At 46.6% G+C, this 17,089-nt stretch carries 15 protein-coding genes and 1 riboswitch; of the genes, 10 read left to right on the forward strand and 5 right to left on the reverse strand.

What is annotated here, in order from left to right:
• Nucleotides 1-229: 229 nt before the first annotated feature.
• Nucleotides 230-1,375 (reverse strand): cysteine desulfurase family protein, encoded by a 1,146-nt coding sequence (locus ACOJTG_RS08955; protein ID WP_420153502.1) that lies wholly within the window; start codon nt 1,373-1,375, stop codon nt 230-232.
• A gap of 179 nt (nt 1,376-1,554) precedes the next feature.
• A riboswitch (SAM riboswitch) is annotated at nt 1,555-1,655 on the reverse strand.
• Between the two features lie 545 nt (nt 1,656-2,200).
• Here ACOJTG_RS08955 and ACOJTG_RS08960 point away from each other — a divergent pair.
• From ACOJTG_RS08960 to ACOJTG_RS08970, 3 genes are all read left to right on the forward strand, one after another.
• Nucleotides 2,201-3,211 (forward strand): hypothetical protein, encoded by a 1,011-nt coding sequence (locus tag ACOJTG_RS08960; RefSeq protein WP_420153503.1) that lies wholly within the window; start codon nt 2,201-2,203, stop codon nt 3,209-3,211.
• A 196-nt stretch (nt 3,212-3,407) separates the two neighbouring features.
• On the forward strand, nt 3,408-3,749 hold the full coding sequence (locus tag ACOJTG_RS08965) for a YciI family protein (protein ID WP_420153504.1): 342 nt from the start codon (nt 3,408-3,410) through the stop codon (nt 3,747-3,749).
• 2 nt (nt 3,750-3,751) lie between these two features.
• On the forward strand, nt 3,752-4,996 hold the full coding sequence (locus tag ACOJTG_RS08970) for an RNA polymerase sigma factor (RefSeq protein WP_420153505.1): 1,245 nt from the start codon (nt 3,752-3,754) through the stop codon (nt 4,994-4,996).
• A gap of 94 nt (nt 4,997-5,090) precedes the next feature.
• On the opposite strand, the gene ACOJTG_RS08975 is transcribed toward ACOJTG_RS08970, so the two are convergent.
• Complete coding sequence (locus ACOJTG_RS08975) at nt 5,091-7,250, reverse strand: molybdopterin cofactor-binding domain-containing protein (RefSeq protein ID WP_420153506.1); 2,160 nt, start codon at nt 7,248-7,250, stop codon at nt 5,091-5,093.
• 45 nt (nt 7,251-7,295) lie between these two features.
• Nucleotides 7,296-7,805, reverse strand: a complete 510-nt coding sequence (locus ACOJTG_RS08980) for a (2Fe-2S)-binding protein (protein ID WP_420153507.1) — start codon at nt 7,803-7,805, stop codon at nt 7,296-7,298.
• A 265-nt stretch (nt 7,806-8,070) separates the two neighbouring features.
• Here ACOJTG_RS08980 and ACOJTG_RS08985 point away from each other — a divergent pair, with 265 nt between their 5' ends.
• A complete protein-coding gene (locus ACOJTG_RS08985; protein WP_420153508.1) occupies nt 8,071-10,107 on the forward strand; it encodes a M13 family metallopeptidase in 2,037 nt (678 codons plus the stop codon).
• A gap of 239 nt (nt 10,108-10,346) precedes the next feature.
• Here the strand turns inward: ACOJTG_RS08985 and ACOJTG_RS08990 are convergent, their stop codons facing one another.
• Both ACOJTG_RS08990 and ACOJTG_RS08995 read right to left on the reverse strand, forming a co-directional pair.
• Complete coding sequence (locus ACOJTG_RS08990; RefSeq protein ID WP_420153509.1) at nt 10,347-10,508, reverse strand: hypothetical protein; 162 nt, start codon at nt 10,506-10,508, stop codon at nt 10,347-10,349.
• A gap of 209 nt (nt 10,509-10,717) precedes the next feature.
• A complete protein-coding gene (locus tag ACOJTG_RS08995) occupies nt 10,718-11,230 on the reverse strand; it encodes a SixA phosphatase family protein (RefSeq protein WP_420153510.1) in 513 nt (170 codons plus the stop codon).
• A 233-nt stretch (nt 11,231-11,463) separates the two neighbouring features.
• Between ACOJTG_RS08995 and ACOJTG_RS09000 the strand changes: the two genes are divergently transcribed.
• The 6 genes from ACOJTG_RS09000 to ACOJTG_RS09025 form a co-directional block, all read left to right on the forward strand.
• Nucleotides 11,464-13,065 (forward strand): peptide chain release factor 3, encoded by a 1,602-nt coding sequence (locus ACOJTG_RS09000; protein WP_420153511.1) that lies wholly within the window; start codon nt 11,464-11,466, stop codon nt 13,063-13,065.
• A 219-nt stretch (nt 13,066-13,284) separates the two neighbouring features.
• The gene (locus ACOJTG_RS09005; protein WP_420153512.1) at nt 13,285-13,917 is read left to right on the forward strand and encodes a hypothetical protein; all 633 of its coding nucleotides are present in this window, start codon (nt 13,285-13,287) and stop codon (nt 13,915-13,917) included.
• A 117-nt stretch (nt 13,918-14,034) separates the two neighbouring features.
• Complete coding sequence (locus tag ACOJTG_RS09010) at nt 14,035-15,309, forward strand: cation:dicarboxylate symporter family transporter (protein ID WP_420153513.1); 1,275 nt, start codon at nt 14,035-14,037, stop codon at nt 15,307-15,309.
• 98 nt (nt 15,310-15,407) lie between these two features.
• Nucleotides 15,408-15,887 (forward strand): MarR family winged helix-turn-helix transcriptional regulator, encoded by a 480-nt coding sequence (locus ACOJTG_RS09015; RefSeq protein WP_094809180.1) that lies wholly within the window; start codon nt 15,408-15,410, stop codon nt 15,885-15,887.
• A gap of 25 nt (nt 15,888-15,912) precedes the next feature.
• On the forward strand, nt 15,913-16,383 hold the full coding sequence (locus tag ACOJTG_RS09020; protein WP_420153514.1) for a DUF2721 domain-containing protein: 471 nt from the start codon (nt 15,913-15,915) through the stop codon (nt 16,381-16,383).
• Nucleotides 16,384-16,419: 36 nt separating this feature from the next.
• A partial coding sequence (locus ACOJTG_RS09025) for a 3-hydroxyacyl-CoA dehydrogenase family protein (protein WP_420153515.1) occupies nt 16,420-17,089 on the forward strand: 670 nt, incomplete at its 3' end.

Genomic DNA, 17,089 nt, shown 5'->3' on the forward strand with positions numbered 1-17,089 from the left:
AGGAAAGATAAAGCAGGAATAAATAAAAATAGCACTATAAAAAATATTCATTTTATAGATTACGAAAGTTCATCTATACAGAACGTAGCCGTTGCTTTGTTAACGGGTTGAGAGACGAATAGATTAGAAGGTGTATTTAGCTAAATACACCTTCTAATCATTTATTGGAGTACTAAAAAATTCGATAAGAGTAAGATCTAAAAAGAGATCTTCTGACTAGTGAGAAGGGTTAAGCCACTAAACTAACTTCCTCCACTTGATACAATTCCGTAAGAATGGTTAACGCAGTATCGATTTCCTGCCGAGTATTTTCCGATCCGAAGGAAAACCGTACGTTTTCTTTTCCGAAGCTGGAGGGGATTGCCTGAAGTACGTGGGAGCCGCCCGCTAGGTTGGAGCAGGCACTGCCGCCAGAAACGGCAATTCCGCGAGCATCCAGGGCTTCGACCAGCGAGCAGGGAGCATCCAGAATGGGGAAGGCGACATTAATCAGTCCGGGTAAGGTCTCGTCGATGCTTTGACATCGACCATTGAACGCAATACCAGGAATCTGTTCGCGTAAACCACCAATAAAATGACGTTTCAGCGAATCCAGGTTAGCGATGTTCTGCTGTTGCTGGGTGATGGCCAGCTCCAATGCTTTGGTCAGGCCCACAATGCCCGGCACGTTTTCAGTACCCCCGCGTTGGCCGCCTTCCTGTCCGCCGCCGCTGAGCAAGGCCGGTAGCCGATGCCCCCGACGGGCGATCAGAAATCCAACGCCTTTCGGACCGCGAAATTTGTGGGCCGAAGCCGTGGCGAAATCAACGGCGTCCAGGGCTACATGGACTTTGCCCAGGCTCTGAACGGTGTCGGTATGAAAGTAGGCACCGTAGTGCTGGGTTAAGGCACCCACTTCTTCCAGGTTCAGTAAGTTACCGAGTTCGTTATTGGCGTGCATGAGGCTGACGAGTCCTTTGGGGTGCTTTTCCAGCCAGCGGGTCAGGTCGGGAATTGAAACCCGTCCCTGCTCGTCGAGTGCAACGTAATCAAGCTGAATCTGACCCGCCTGCTCTAACTGCCGTAGCGGTAGCAAGACGGCTTTATGTTCAATTTTTGAGGTCAGGACGTGACGAATCCCATATTGCTGAATGCTGCTCTTGAGGGCAAAATTATCGGCTTCGGTACCCCCGGAAGTGAAGATGATTTCTTCGGGAGAAAGGGCTAGTAAATCAGCGATTTGACGACGACTGGACTGAATCACGCGTTTCGCTTCCCGCCCCGCCCGGTGATTGGAAGACGGATTTCCGAAATGTTGCGTGAAATAGGGTAAAATCGTTTCCAGAACGGCTGGAGATAGAGACGTAGTAGCGGAGTTATCGAAATAAATAGACATGCGATGCAAGAGCTGATGAAGGTGAATGATCAGATGAAATGGTCAAACCCGTGGTGAATCCAGGAGCGACCAGACGTGACGGAAATCTCACGTTCGTGCCAAACGAGAAACAATGCTTAGCTTCTAAGAATGAAGCAGGCCGGTCGATTTCGAGTCGGGGAGAGTGCCATGCGGTATTGGGTTTATAGTTCCTAATGTGTTAGGCAGGTTAGCACTGATTCCATGTCGGAAAGTTGCTAAGGATTCGCAGAGCCTGTCTCTCCTCCTTTCTGTATAAGCCCCAACTACCCGTAGTAATTGAAGACGTTGCAAAGATACGTGTAAGAAAAAATACGAAACAAATAAAATCTATAGAATTTATAGATTATTAAATAATTTTGAAGTAATCTATTGATTATGAATAGATTGTATTTCGATATTGGGGTTGGTAAGGTATTGGTGCATTACTAAGCAGAAAGCAACGGGCTTAGCTTAATAAAGACTTTTGTCGCAGGATAGAAAAATGGAGTTTACGAAGCCTACTGATACTGATTACTAGGTTTGTAGCGAATGTTATGAACAAGGGCATCGAAATTAATAAACGTATGTAATAACTAGTTACCAATAATGAAGCTGATCTAGCTTAGTTAGTAAGTACTAACTCATTGGCTCAAGGATTTGAAAAATACATATAATTTAATTACAAAATAATTATCATTGTAAAAGACGTCTAACATTACTTAATTTTATAACTGATTAAGCAAGTAAATGCTAGGTCTTGATTAAATAGGAATCGAATTTTAAAAATCATAATGCAAGCTACTTGCATGAAGTAGACCCCATACTATGAAAGGTTTTCTTTTCTATTTTTTGTTAGGTTTAATGTTATTTAGTAGTCTCATAGGCCCTAGCCAAGATAGAAGAGAACCTAAACAACTAAAAGCCAAAGGAGAGTATGTTCATCTAGCAACCCAATCCATATTTCCGGTCCAGTTCGATAATTTAACAAGAACGGAGGTTTATTCTTTTAATAAAGCAAATACAAATATTGGTGTTGTGTATGAACATCAAATGGCAGATAAATATACAGTGGCCTCTATTCATATATATCCCGCTGGAGATGAAGGTTCAGAGGGTAGATTAAGAAATGAATACATAAGCTCAAGAAATGAAATATTTAAACCCGGTTCAAAAGTATACCAATCGCCAGTAAAATACGTTGATAACTACATCTGCAGCGGAATCAAGGCTGTTTGCCTGGATGAGTCAAATAAACAGCATTTATTAACCGTATATGAATGTGGTACCTGGTTTTTGAAGATAAGGATTACCTCTGATGAGCTGGATGCAGATCAGGTTGCCAAACTCAGCGATCACCTAGTAAATACGTATAAACCCTCTAGACTAACCAGTTTAAAGCCCTTGCTGACAAAGCCTAATGTTTATGTTGCTGAGGCTTCGTTTGCGGACGAACTATTATTAGGGTCTATTACCGGAAGTGCTTTTAAAAAATTGCAATGGGCTAATGAAAACATAGCAGAACTGGAGAAATCTTCCGGTTTTCCGGATCAGTATTTGGAAATGCATATCCAAGCTATGAAAGAATTGCTGGAATTCAGGAAGAAACATCCAAATATGCACGTAGGCGAGGTTTCTAAAACATATTTGGAGCAGATAGAATTAATTGTGAATTCAGGATTTATGGCCGAGTTTATTATGAGTAAATACCATGAAGTTTTAATTGTTCCTAGTTATATAAAGCTAGACTATGACGGTTTCGATAAGTGGCAGCGTTCTAATCCAATAACTATTGATTTTAATCGTTTTCATTATGTAATTTCCTATGGAAAAAAATAGCATTTCTATGTTCTATTGGGTCCTATGAAGAATTCCTTCCGCCGTTCTTGGTGTTTAGTATAGCATCACCAAGAACGGCAGGGTATTACTGCCAAGAGCACAAACGAGTAGGAAGCAATTTGTTATTTTTAGACTATAGATTGTCCCTAATCGATCAGGCTGATCGTCATAGAGTAGAACAATAACTTTTCTCACCATGAAAGAATTTGCTTTAATCTTCAGACTCAAAGACATCGCTGACTTCAAACCGTCACCTGAACAAATGCAGGAGAGACTGAATTGGCTTGACAACATTGCGTCACAAAACAAGCTTGTAGATAAAGGAAATACGCTATTGCCACTACCAGGAAGTGCTAAAACAGTGCGACCAGACAATCTGGTAACCGATGGACCTTATACAGAAATTAAGGAATTTATTAGCGGTTATGTAGTCATTCGGGCCGAAGACATAAATGAAGCAGTAGAAATAGCAAAAAGGAACCCTATCTTTAGTATTGGGGGTAGTGTCGAAGTAAGAGAAGTTCTAAAACGTGACTAGTATTGAACGACTTAACCTTACAATCGGATCTTTTAACGCTTTTATTCCATCAGGAATATACTAAAATGACGGCAACTGTATGCCGTCATTTTAGTATCCGATCTGTTGAGATAGCGGAAGATATTGTTAGTGATACTTTTCTAAAAGCTTCTGAATACTGGGCAATTACTGGAGTGCCGGATAACCCTACTGCCTGGCTTTATACCGTAGCAATCAATAAATCAAAAGATTATGTAAAACGGCTTGTAATTTTTGAAAAATTAATACTAGATAAAAATCAGCAGGAAGAAATAATAATAGACCCAATTCTGGAAATCGATCCTCAACTACTAGAAGACAGCGAATTACAAATGATTTTTACCCTTTGTGATTCTGTAAACTCTCAAGAGAATCAAATAGCTTTAGCCCTTCAAATTATATGTGGTTTTAGCGTAGAAGAAATTGCAACTGCTTTTCTTAGTAAAACGGAAACAATAAAAAAGCGTTTATTTAGAGCAAAGAATAATTTAAGGAATAGTCAATTTAAAATTAAGCCACTAACTGAAGCAGAAATTAATTGTCGGATAGATTGCGTACTTAAGACATTATATATTTTATTTAACGAGGGTTACTATTCTAAAACTAGTGATCAGCTTATACGCAAGAAACTATGTGCTGAAGCGATCAGGCTAGTATTGACATTAGTTGATAACCCATCTACCAGTACGAAAAATGCTAGAGCGTTGCTTGCATTGATGTACTTTCAAAGCTCAAGGCTCGATGCAAGGACCGATAACTGCGGGGAAACTATTCTATTCGAAGAACAGGATAGAAACCTGTGGGATCTGTCATTAATTGAAAGAGGTCAATACTATTTGGCAAGTGCTTGTACAGGGGATGAAGTCTCAACATATCATCTAGAAGCTGCTATTTCTTATTGGCACAGTACCTCAATAGAAACTCCTAAATGGGAACCGATTCTGCAATTATATAATCGACTTGTAGTATTAAAATACTCGCCGGTAATAGCTTTGAATAGAATATTTGCTTTGTCTAAAGTCTATGGAAATAAGAGAGCTATTCGTGAAGCTGAAAAATTAAATTTTTTAGAAAATAGTTATTACCATCTATTACTAGGATACCTGTATACGGAAAATTACGTTTCTCTAGCGGTCAAGCATTACAGGAAGGCTATTACCTTAACTAAATCAAAAAGGGAGCGAAGTACATTAAATAAACTAATTAACCGTATCGCATTAGATAGTTAGGATTTTATTGGTGTTAGATTACGTCGAAGCAGTTTACTTATTCTTTAAAATGTCAAAAAAACGGGCCCTAAGACCCGTTTTTTCAATTACATGATTACACCAATTCCAGCGGATACTTCCGTTGCCGTTTCCCCGTCAGATTAAACAGGGCGTTGGCCAGGGCTGGAGCGACGGGCGGTAAACCCGGTTCGCCCACGCCGCCGGGAGCTTCCTGATTGTCGATGATGTGGACTTCCATGATCGGCGTTTCGTTGATGCGTAGCACCGGATAATTATGGAAGTTCGTTTGTTCCACGGCTCCATTGGCAAACGTGATCGGGCTTTTGATCGCTGCCGTCAGACCGTAGATGATGTTACTTTCAGTCTGAGCTTTGATGTTATCGGGGTTTACCGTCATCCCGCAGTCAATCACCGATACTACTTTTTCGATCTTCACGCCATCCGCCGTTTTGGCTACCGTAAACACGTGAGCACAGATGGTACTGAACGAACGGGCGATGGCCAGTCCGCGAGCTTTCCCGGCGGGTAGCTTTTCGCGATAACCGGATTTTTCCGCCGCCGTTTCCAGTACTTTCACAAAACGGGGGGAATCTTTCAGTAACTCCAGTCGCAGATCCAGCGGATCTTTGCCCGCCGCGTGAGCCAGCTCGTCCACGAAGGATTCGTGCCCAAATACGTTCGTTGAGGCATACACCGAACGCCACCAGAGGATGGGCAGGTCGGTACTCGCATTGTGGTAGCTACGGCGAATGTTCGGAATTTGAAGCGGACTGTCCTTCGGGCCAATGCCTTCTTCGGCCCAGCCGTCGGCCTTGCCCTTCAGGTCGGCTTTGAACACCTGCTTCTGAATCGATTCCGCAATGATTTTATGGTGAAAAGCCGTCACGTTGCCTTTCTCGTCAATACCACCTTCGAGTACACTCAGCATGGCGGGACGGTACGGACCCTGACTCATATCATCTTCCCGCGTCCAGATGAGCTTTACGGGAGCGTTGACCTGTTTGGATAAAAATACGGCTTCTTTCACAAAGTCCAGGTACGCTTTCCGGCCAAAAGCTCCCCCTAGAAACGTCACGTTGACTTTCACCTGTTCGGGTTTAAGACCCAGGTACTGAGCCACCTCGCCAATGGTACCGTCGGGCCCCTGTACGGGAGCCCAGATTTCCACCGAATCGCCCTTAAACCAAGCCGTTGCGTTGACGGGTTCCATCGCGGCGTGAGCGGCAAAGGGTGTCTCATACGTAGCCTGAACCTTTTTGGATGCTTCGCCGTAGGCTTTGGCAAAATCGCCCGTATTGCCTGCGAAATCGCTGCCGTCTTTCTTGGCCAGCTCGTGCATTTGAGCCGAGAACTTTTCCGTCGATAACGCCGCTTCGTTTACCGGAGCCCACTTTACTTTCAGTTTTTTTCGTCCCTGTACCGCCGCCCAGTAGTTCGTGGCCAGTACGGCTACGGTTTCGACGGTGGTATGGGGCATCGCTCGTTCGGCTTTCAGTACTTTCTTGACGCCCGGTACTTTCATCGTCGCCGTGGTATCAAATGAAGCCACTTTGCCATGAATGGCCGGACAGCGTTCGATGCTGGCGTACAACATACCGGGTACCTCTACGTCGATGCCAAACTGTGCCTGACCCGTTACCTTCAGCGGTACGTCAGGCTTGGGAATGTTCTTGCCGAGTAACTTGAAATCCTTGGGATCTTTGAGCTTGGGATCTTTCGGTACGGGCAGTTGAGAAGCGTCTCCCACGAGTTCAGCGTAGGTAAAAGACTTGCCCGAAGGCTTGTGGTAAACCTTTGCCTCCTGGGCGTAACACTCGCTGACGGGTACCTGCCATTTATTGGCTGCGGCCTGTACGAGCATTTCTTTCACCGCCGCACCGGCTTTCCGCAGGGGCATCCAGCGGGTACGAACGGAAGAACTACCGCCCGAAAGCTGGGAGCCGTATTTGCCCTGACCGTTGGTCTGACTAATGTGAATCTGATCAAGCGATACTTCCAGTTCTTCCGCAATCAAAGCGGGCAGCGACTGGTACGTACCCTGCCCCATGTCAGGACGGGGGTTGAGTAAGGTAATTTTCCCCGTATCATCAATGAGGATATAAGGACTGAATTCCAGACCGAGTGTAGTCTGGGGAATTTTATGAAGAACGACGTCTTCCGACTGAGCCGGAATCGAAAAACCCAGGGCGAGCAAAGCTCCGGCGGAGCCACTCGTTTTGAGGAAATTCCGGCGATTGATGTTGGATGTTTTCATTGCCTGAGGCGTAAAGAGTAAAACCAAACCGGGGAAAAAGGAACATTAACGATCCAGACTTGCCGTCTTTTTCGCAGCGGCGGGCTTGGCTTCCTGAATGGAATCCGCCGCCCGGTGAATCGCTTTCCGAACCCGCTGGTAGGTTCCGCAGCGGCAAATGTTTCCCTGCATGTACAGGTCAATGTCTTCGTCAGTCGGCTTGGATTTTTCTTTCAGCAGGGCTACTGCACTCATGATTTGCCCCGACTGGCAGTAGCCGCACTGCGTCACCTGCTCATCGATCCAGGCTTGTTGGACGGCGTGCAGATGGTCGGGTGTACCGATGCCTTCGATGGTCGTGATTTTCTGTCCTTTCACGACCGATACCGGTGTGGAGCAGGAACGGATGGGTGAGCCGTTGAGGTGAACCGTACAGGCTCCGCACTGAGCCATACCGCAACCAAATTTGGTGCCTTTCAGACCCACTACATCCCGGATGGCCCAGAGCAGGGGCATTTCAGGATCTACGTCAATCGTATAGGCTTTGCCGTTGACGGTCAGTTTCGTTTGTGCCATGATGAAATGGTAAATAGGGGTTTGCTCGCAGAAGTGTTTCAAAGATACGGATTAATTGCTCGCTACATCCATTGAAAATAAACCCGGACTGATGGAATTTTCACTGGTTCGTTGCTAGTAACAACAGAACGCATAATCCCCATAAAGCAGGAAACCGAAAGGAAAGTTCAGGTAGATAAAATTCTCCGAATAGTCGCAAAAGCCCTGTTAATCCCTGAAAATGTGCGAAATTTGAAAATTTGATTACCACATTTTATCAACACATATGAAAAGATACAACGCTCTGGTACTAGGGCTGGTGGCTTTAAGTACAGCCGCTTTCATAGGCAAACCCAGTGACGATCCCAAACGAAAAGGACTGGACTTGTCAGGCATGGACTTGTCAGTGAGTCCCCGCGAAGATTTCTTCCTGTACGCGAATGGTGCCTGGCTGAAGAATACGGAAATTCCAGCTTCGGAGACGGGTTGGGGTTCGTTCAATATCCTGCGGGATGAAAACAACCGTCACATTCACGATATTCTGGAAGCGGCGGCGAAAAGCAAGGCCAAGAAAGGCAGTATCGAGCAACGCGTCGGCGATTTTTACGCGTCCGGCATGGATACCGTAGCCATCGAAAAACGCGGTTACGAGCCTATCAAGCCCATTTTGACCGAGATTGACCGGATCAAGGATTACAAATCACTGCTGGCGTACTCGGCGGCTCACCCGCTGGAAGGGGGCGGAACGTTCCTGGGCATTGGCGTAGGAGCGGATGCGAAAAACCCCGATGCGTACATTGTCAGTATGCGGCAAACGGGTACCGGGCTTCCCGAAAAAGATTACTATACGAAGGACGACGCCGCGACTCAGAAAGTCCGCGAAGCTTACAAAAAATACATCAGCACGCTCTTCACGCTGACGGGTACGGAAGCTGCTAAGGCTCAGAAGCTGGCCGAAGATATACTGGCTCTGGAAACGAAAATCGCCGCTTCGCACCTGGGTCGGATCGAAATGCGGAATCCCATCGCTCAGTACAACAAATTTGCTACGAAGGATTTCGCCGCGAAAGTTCCGAACTTGGATCTGAACGCACTACTGACGACCCTGCGGATGAAAACCGACACGGTTATTGTCGGTCAACCCAAATACTACGAATATCTGAACACCATGCTTCCCAACGAAAACATCGAAACGCTGAAGGCGAAGATGAAGTTTTCGGTCATTAGCGGAGCCTCGGCGAACCTGAGCAGCCCCTTCGTAAACGCCAATTTCGAATACGTAGGTAAAACGCTGAATGGACAAAAAGTACAGCAGGACCGCTGGAAACGTCTGTCGAGCCAGACCGACGGGATGCTGGGTGACTTACTGGGACAACTATACGTCGCTAAATACTTCAAGCCCGAATCCAAAAAACGCATGGACGAGCTGGTAGCGAACTTGCAGAAGGTATTCGAAACCCGCATCAAAGGGCTAGAGTGGATGACGGAAGAAACCAAGCAGGAAGCCCTGAAGAAGTTACATTCCTTCACACCGAAAATCGGGTACCCGACGAAGTGGAAAAACTACGACGGTGTAGTGGTGAAACGCGATGATTACTTCGGCAACCTGAAAGCTTTGAGCAAGTGGCGGTACGAAGAGATGATTAATCGGCTGGGTAAACCCGTTGATAAAACGGAATGGGGTATGACGCCTCCGACGGTAAATGCTTACTACAGCCCTGTACGCAACGAAATCGCCTTCCCGGCGGGTATTCTGCAATGGCCCTTCTTCGACCCCAATGCGGATGATGCCTTTAACTACGGAGCCATCGGAGCCGTCATCGGTCACGAAATGACGCACGGTTTCGACGATCAGGGTCGTCAGTACAACTACATGGGTATGCTGAAAAACTGGTGGAAGAAAGAAGATGCCGACCAGTTCAAGCAACGAGCACAACTGGTAATCGATCAGTTTGATGGCTATACCGTACTCGACAACCTGCACGTAAAAGGTCAGTTGACGCTGGGTGAAAACCTGGCTGATTTGGGTGGGTTGTCGGTATCGTACGCGGCTTTCAAAACGTATACGAAACAAGGCAAGTCCAACGAGAAAATTGACGGTTTCACGCCCGATCAGCGTTTCTTCCTGGCTTTTGCCCAGATCTGGCGTACGAAAACCCGCGATGAAGCCCTGCGTCTTCGCGTAAATACGGATCCGCACTCACCTGGCGAATTCCGTACGAACGGTCCGCTGTCGAACTTCGAACCCTTCTACGAAGCCTTCGGTGTGAAACCCGGCGATAAAATGTACCGTCCGGATGACATTCGGGCAAAAATCTGGTAAAATTTATACAATTTACCTGAGCGAAACGGGGCTGACGTATGGTTAGCTCCGTTTTTGTTTGTAGGGGGTATAGAATGCGGCTGCGATTGTTGGTGATGACGGTGAACCAATGGGAAAGATACCTGCAAACAGGTTGTTGGTGACGCTACGCTAAACACCAACAACGGCGAGATACCAGCAAATGGATGATTGGTGACGCTATGCTAAACACCAACAACGCAGGAGTACCCTGAAGTAATTTACGACTTCGTACTATCCGGCGTAATGGGTAGTACCCGGTCGATCCCTTTCTTACGATTCCAGGGAGCGGTGGTCCGGAGGGCCATGTCGATGGTAAGCAGAATGACAATCAGGGTGAAAACCAGAAAGCCAAGGAAGAATATTTTTTTCTGACGACTCATAGCCCGGCAAAGGTACGACAAATGCCAGAACGCAGTTTGTGGAATTAAAAAATGTGCTTTTTCGGTAAGAAAAGTTAACAAATATTTTAAAGGCCTTGACGCTTTTTCGCAAAGAAACGTATAGATTTAGGCCAGACAAGAAATGAATAGTCCCTTAACCGAAACAACCGGGTCTGTCCAATCAGGTCAGACCCGGTGCTTTTATACCTTTACGGAATATCAAATCCCGCCAATTTCTCCGGCGAATCGTAAAACATCAAGCGACCCGTACGACTGGAAACTTCGGCCCAGCTAAGTTGCTCGAAAGCAATAGCAATAATGCCACAGGGGGGAACCGTACCCAGAATTTCATGACAGAGGTACTCCGACAAATACGTCACGCTGGGGTTATGTCCGACAATCATGGCCGAGTGAACCGTTTTCGGAATGGCATTGATGGCCGCCAAATAATAGCGTGGAGCTCCTTCGTATAAATCTTCGATGTACTGCGTTTTTTCAAAATCAAAGCCCAACTGTTCGGCCAGTACCTGAGCGGTCATTCGCGTACGCTCCGATGGACTACTCACGAGAACGTCGAGTTGAATAGGTTTTTCGTTCAGTAGGCGGCCCATACGAGCGGCATCAATCAGACCCTGGGGCGTCAACGAACGCTGATAATCGTAAGACGTACCTGCAGGCTGTTCGGCTTCGGCGTGGCGAACCAGATAAAGTAGTTTAGTCATTGAGGAAGTAGATAGCAATGTATTCAAACCTACGATATTTATAGAAAAAAGAGGGCAGCCGTTGGATAAAATCACGGGGAAAGCGGCAGAACCACGAATAAACGCGGGAAAATGGCTAATTTTGTAGAACGGCTCAGTAAGAGCCGTTTTCCGTTTCCAAAACCAGGGAAGCGTACCCCGCAGGAAAGAAAAGTCGTTCTGATTTCCTTTCCTGCGGAGTCGATATTTTGATTATGAGCACCATCGAACAAGAAATTGCCAAACGCCGTACGTTTGGTATCATCTCTCACCCCGATGCCGGGAAAACGACTCTGACCGAAAAGCTGTTGCTGTTCGGAGGAGCTATCCAGACGGCAGGGGCGGTGAAGTCCAATAAAATTAAGAAAACAGCCACCTCCGACTTCATGGAAATTGAAAAGCAGCGGGGAATTTCGGTGGCTACGTCGGTAATGACGTTTGAATATGATGATCTGAAAATTAATATTCTTGATACGCCGGGTCACAAAGACTTTGCTGAAGATACCTACCGTACCCTAACGGCAGTAGACTCGGTAATTCTGGTGATTGACTGCGTAAAGGGCGTTGAGGAGCAAACCGAACGGTTGATGGAAGTCTGCCGCATGCGGAACACACCCGTGATCATTTTCGTCAATAAAATGGACCGGGAAGGGCAGAACCCCTTCGACTTGCTCGACGAACTGGAACAGAAACTGTTGATTAAAGTACGCCCACTGACCTGGCCGATTAACATTGGTCAGAATTTTAAAGGGGTGTACAATTTGTACGATAAATCGCTGAACTTATTTAGCGTGAACAAGACCCGGATCGAGCGGGATATTGTAGCGATTGATGATCTGAGTTCGCCCCAGCTCGACGAGCAGGTAGGCGAGCGGGATGCCAATCAACTGCGGGAAGACGTGGAACTCATCGAAGGCGTATACGATACCTTCGACCGCGATGCGTACCTGCGGGCTGAAGTAGCTCCCGTATTCTTCGGATCGGCGGTCAATAACTTCGGGGTACAGGAATTGCTGGATACGTTCTGCGAAATTGCTCCGGCTACGCAGGAACGCCAGACCGACGTACGGATCATCGAACCCACCGAGAAAAAATTCAGCGGATTCGTCTTTAAAATTCACGCCAACCTCGATCCCAAACACCGCGACCGGATTGCGTTTCTTCGCGTATGCTCGGGTATTTTCGAACGGAATAAATTTTACCATCATGTGAGGTTGGATAAAGGCGTACGGTTTTCGAACCCCTACAACTTCATGGCCCAGTCGAAAGACGTCATTGATGAAGCCTTTCCGGGGGATGTGGTAGGTTTGTACGATACCGGAAACTTTAAGATTGGGGATACGCTCACCGAAGGAGAGGATTTCTTCTTCCAGGGCATTCCGAGCTTTTCACCGGAAATTTTCAAGGAGCTCATCAACCTGGACCCGCTGAAATCCAAGCAACTCGAAAAAGGTATTCAACAGCTGACCGATGAAGGGGTAGCTCAGTTATTCCTGATTCAGCCCGGTAACCGGAAGGTCGTAGGAACCGTAGGAGAACTACAGTTTGAGGTTATCCAGTACCGTCTGGAGCACGAATACGGAGCCAAGTGTCGCTTCGATAACATGCCGATCTCAAAAGCCTGCTGGATTACGAGCGATGATCCATTGAAGTTGCAGGAGTATATTCGACTGAAAGGTCCACAGATTGGCTACGATAAAGACGAACATCCGGTGTTCCTGGCGGAGTCGGAGTGGATGCTACGGATGAACATTCAAAACAACCCGGATATTAAATTCCACCTGACGTCAGAATTTAAGTTAGCCATGGAAGTCTGATTGGGTTAGTACTGAATTTTAGTGATACTACTACTTGTAAAAGCGGGTTTCTGGATCAGAAATCCGCTTTTTTTATGATTTTATGGCCTGAACGGACGCAAAGTGGGTGGGATGGGGTTGACAGAAATACATTTAATTAATAATTTTGCGGTCACCATTGGAAAAACAGGGAGAAATCTCTAATTATGCCATGGAGTTCAACCTAAAAATTTATCTCAGATGAAAAAGTTTCATTTACTTGCGTCTGCCGTCGGTCTGATGGCAATTTCTCTTACTTCTTGTCAGCGTACCCAGTACACGACGTTCCAAAAGTCTACTGCACCTGCCGTTGAGCACGTAGCTCAGGCTCCTCAAACTGCCCAGTTACCCGCTCCGGTTGCTCAGGTACCGGTCGTAGCTCAGCCTTCATTGATGGATGCCGTAGCTGAAGAAAAAGCTCCTGTAGCGGAAGCACCGGTAGCCGTAGCTTCTACGAAAAAGGCAGTCGTTGTCAACAAGAGAGCAGCGAAATTGATGAGCAAGATCTCGTTTCAGAAAAATGAACAAGGTCATGTGAACGTGGTAGCTCAGGCTGGAAAGAAATTAACTGCGGTTGAAAAACTTGTAGTTAAGAAAGTAAACAAACAGATTGTTAAAGCTGAAAAAGCTCAGGCGAAAGGTAATAAGCCTTTTTCTGAGTGGAATAAGTATCTCCGTATCGGGGTGATCCTTCTGGCTGGTGCCTTGATCCTTTCGATCATTGGTGCCGCTGTTGTATGGAACTCAGGCTTATGGATTCTCTCTTACCTGGCATGGTTAGCCGGCGTAGTCCTAACCGTATATGGTCTGGGTCTGGAATTAGCCTGGTGGTAATCGAATCTTTCGAACCATTGATCTCAAACCACAGCTCTCGGGCTGTGGTTTTTGCTTTATAAGGCTTTTAACGGCTAATTATTCGGTATCTTTCGCCCTAAGCCTTATTTATTGAGCATGAAACGCCTCTTTACTAACTTAACCTTCTGGGTCCTAACCGCCATTACCTTAGGTATTTTACTCGGCCACTTTGCCCCCGAGATTGCCCTTTACCCCATTTTGGATGAACCATTGAAAGGCCATTTTATGGGCCAGGAACTTAGCATCGGCAGTACCGTGAGTGAATTCCTGAGCGGCATTTTTATCAGTACCGTCAAACTCTTCATCAATCCTATTATTTTCATCACCATTACGCTGGGAATTATCAGCATGGGCGATTTGAAAAAAGTGGGTAAAGTAGGAGCCAAAGCCCTGATTTACTTCGAAGTAGTTACCACTTTCGCCCTCATTATCGGCGTAGCCCTGGCTCAGATCTTACGACCCGGCGACGGGGTTGTAACCAATCAGGTGAAGGGCGGTGATATCTCCAAATACACCAATACCGCCACCGATTTTAGCTGGTGGAAGTTTTTCGGCGACAATGTAACCTTGCAGGTATTACTCGTGGCTTTAGTACTGGGCTCTCTGCTCAGTAATTATTCGGGTCGCGAACGGGTAGTCAAAGCCCTGGCGTTTGTTTCCAAATACGTGTTCTGGGGTTTACACAAAGTCATGCTGCTGGCTCCGATAGGGGCTTTTGGCGGGATGGCGTATACCATTAGCAAATACGGAATTCACACCCTCTTGCCCTTGGGTAAGCTGATGCTGACGGTGTACCTGACGATGGCCTGTTTCGTCTTTGGCGTACTCGGCCTCATTCTGCGTACCTACAAGCTCAGCATCTGGCAGTTTCTCAAGTACATTAAAGAAGAACTACTCATCGTACTCGGTACGTCTTCTTCCGAAGCAGCCCTGCCTTCCATCATGGAAAAACTCGAACGGATGGGTTGTTCCAAACCCGTCGTAGGGTTGGTAGTACCGGCGGGTTACTCATTCAACCTCGACGGTACAACGATTTATCTATCGATGGCGACCATTTTTCTGGCTCAGGTCTTTCATGTACACCTGAGCTGGGAACAGATTCTGACCATCATTGGTATTCTGATGGTCACTTCTAAAGGAGCCGCTGGCGTTACAGGAAGTGGCTTTGTCGTGCTAGCCTCCACGCTGACGGCAGTGAAGGTAATTCCGGTGGAAGGACTGGCCCTGTTGCTGGGCGTTGACCGCTTCATGTCGGAAGCCCGGGCCATTACCAATATCATCGGCAATGGCGTGGCGACCGTGTGGATTGCCAATAACGAGAAAGAATTCGACCGCCTCAAAATGGAAGCCGCGATGAAAACAGAATCGTAAACGGGCCGTATTTTATACGTAAAAACCTCAAAAGGGAATTTCGTATGCTTGCATAATAATTCCTTTTTTTTCAACTTTGAAGAAAACCGGAGCACGTTATGAAAGCTGAAAAAACCGTAGACTTCCACATCAAGACTGCCTGGTACGCGATCAGCCGGATGTACAATTCCAGTGCTGCTAAAGTCGATATGAGTATGGCCGTGGGATATGTGCTACTCAACGTAGACAAAAACGGTACGCCGGCGACCAAAATTGCTCCACTCTTGGGCCTTGAACCGCGTTCGCTGACGCGTATGCTGAAGACGCTCGAGGAGAAGGGCTGGATTTACCGTCAAACCGACGCCGAGGATAAACGCGTTGTGAATGTATTTCTGACCGAAGAAGGAAAGAAAAAACGGGACTTTGCCCGCGAGGGGGTTTTGGAGTTCAACGAAGCCATTCATCAGCGGGTAGGCGAAGAGAAATTACAGGTTTTCTTTGAAGTGATGCGGGAGATACAGCGGGTCGTCGACGCTGAAAATATCAGCATGCGGGCTGAAGCTCTCAAAAACAAGGTATTTGGCGATACTACACTCTAACTCATTCTGATCGTTCAGCCGTTTTATGGAATTAACCTTATCCACGCCAGCACTTTTGTTTTCAACGGCATCGCTGCTGCTGCTCGGATTTACGAATCGTTTTACCGCTACGGCTAAAGTCATTCGGGATTTACACGCCGAGTACCGCGTGGATCCTAAGTCCATGAATAACATTATCCTCATCGAACAGATTCGCTCGCTGCAGTTCCGGGTTTTACTCATTCGGAATATGCAATTTCTGGGCGTCAGTAGCCTGTTCCTGAGTATTTTATGTATGATTTTTATTTATCTCGAATACCAGATAGCAGCGGGCTGGATTTTCGGTATTGCCCTGTTTTTACAGGCGGGAGCTCTGGCGATTTCTGTCTTCGAGATTACCATTTCCATTGAAGCCCTCAAGATTGAACTTTCGGATATGGAACACGTCCTCGGTCAGCAGTCAACCGTGCGGCGATTACGCGACGTACTCCGCTGGATCAATCGGAAGAAACGCTGATTCATCTGCTAAAAACCTAATCACTTACCTCAGACCATGAATCGTTCCATAAAAAAAGTTGCCGTACTGGGTTCAGGTATTATGGGTTCCCGTATTGCCTGCCACTTTGCCAATGTAGGTTGTCAGGTGCTTCTGCTCGACATCGTACCTAAAGAAATTACTACTGCTGAAGCAGCCAAAGGCCTTACCCTCGATTCCAAAGTCGTTCGAAACCGACTGGTTAGTGAAGCGTTCCAAAATACACTCAAAGCCAATCCGGCCCCGCTTTATACCAAGTCTTTTGCCAGCCGGATTACGCTGGGAAACTTCGAGGATGATTTCGTCAAAATCAAAGAGTATGACTGGGTGATTGAAGTAGTAGTCGAACGCCTGGATGTCAAAAAGAGCATTTTCGAGAAAGTAGATGCCTTGCGTAAGCCCGGTACCCTGGTTACTTCAAACACCTCGGGTATCCCCATTCACCTCATGGCCGAAGGGCGGAGTGAAGACTTCCGGAAGAATTTCTGCGGTACGCACTTTTTCAATCCACCCCGCTATCTCAAACTCCTGGAAATCATTCCCACGCCCGAAACGGACCCGGAAGTAATTGATTTCCTGATGCATTACGGCGATTTGTATTTGGGAAAAACGACCGTTCTCGCCAAGGATACACCCGCCTTTATTGCCAACCGCGTCGGGATTTATGCCCTCATCCAGAGTATTCGGG

The organism is Siphonobacter sp., from assembly GCF_048595215.1.
In the GTDB taxonomy this organism is placed as follows: Bacteria; Bacteroidota; Bacteroidia; order Cytophagales; family Spirosomataceae; genus Siphonobacter.

Bases quoted from the DNA above. Each gene is read 5' to 3' on its own strand.
- ACOJTG_RS09010 (WP_420153513.1), top strand. From the start codon at position 14,035: ATGAAACGCCTCTTTACTAACTTAACCTTCTGGGTCCTAACCGCCATT.
- ACOJTG_RS09015 (WP_094809180.1), top strand. From the start codon at position 15,408: ATGAAAGCTGAAAAAACCGTAGACTTCCACATCAAGACTGCCTGGTAC.
- ACOJTG_RS08975 (WP_420153506.1), bottom strand. From the start codon at position 7,250: ATGAAAACATCCAACATCAATCGCCGGAATTTCCTCAAAACGAGTGGC.
- ACOJTG_RS08955 (WP_420153502.1), bottom strand. From the start codon at position 1,375: ATGTCTATTTATTTCGATAACTCCGCTACTACGTCTCTATCTCCAGCC.
- ACOJTG_RS09000 (WP_420153511.1), top strand. From the start codon at position 11,464: ATGAGCACCATCGAACAAGAAATTGCCAAACGCCGTACGTTTGGTATC.
- ACOJTG_RS08965 (WP_420153504.1), top strand. From the start codon at position 3,408: ATGAAAGAATTTGCTTTAATCTTCAGACTCAAAGACATCGCTGACTTC.
- ACOJTG_RS09005 (WP_420153512.1), top strand. From the start codon at position 13,285: ATGAAAAAGTTTCATTTACTTGCGTCTGCCGTCGGTCTGATGGCAATT.
- ACOJTG_RS08980 (WP_420153507.1), bottom strand. From the start codon at position 7,805: ATGGCACAAACGAAACTGACCGTCAACGGCAAAGCCTATACGATTGAC.
- ACOJTG_RS08995 (WP_420153510.1), bottom strand. From the start codon at position 11,230: ATGACTAAACTACTTTATCTGGTTCGCCACGCCGAAGCCGAACAGCCT.
- ACOJTG_RS08985 (WP_420153508.1), top strand. From the start codon at position 8,071: ATGAAAAGATACAACGCTCTGGTACTAGGGCTGGTGGCTTTAAGTACA.
- ACOJTG_RS09020 (WP_420153514.1), top strand. From the start codon at position 15,913: ATGGAATTAACCTTATCCACGCCAGCACTTTTGTTTTCAACGGCATCG.
- ACOJTG_RS08990 (WP_420153509.1), bottom strand. From the start codon at position 10,508: ATGAGTCGTCAGAAAAAAATATTCTTCCTTGGCTTTCTGGTTTTCACC.
- ACOJTG_RS08960 (WP_420153503.1), top strand. From the start codon at position 2,201: ATGAAAGGTTTTCTTTTCTATTTTTTGTTAGGTTTAATGTTATTTAGT.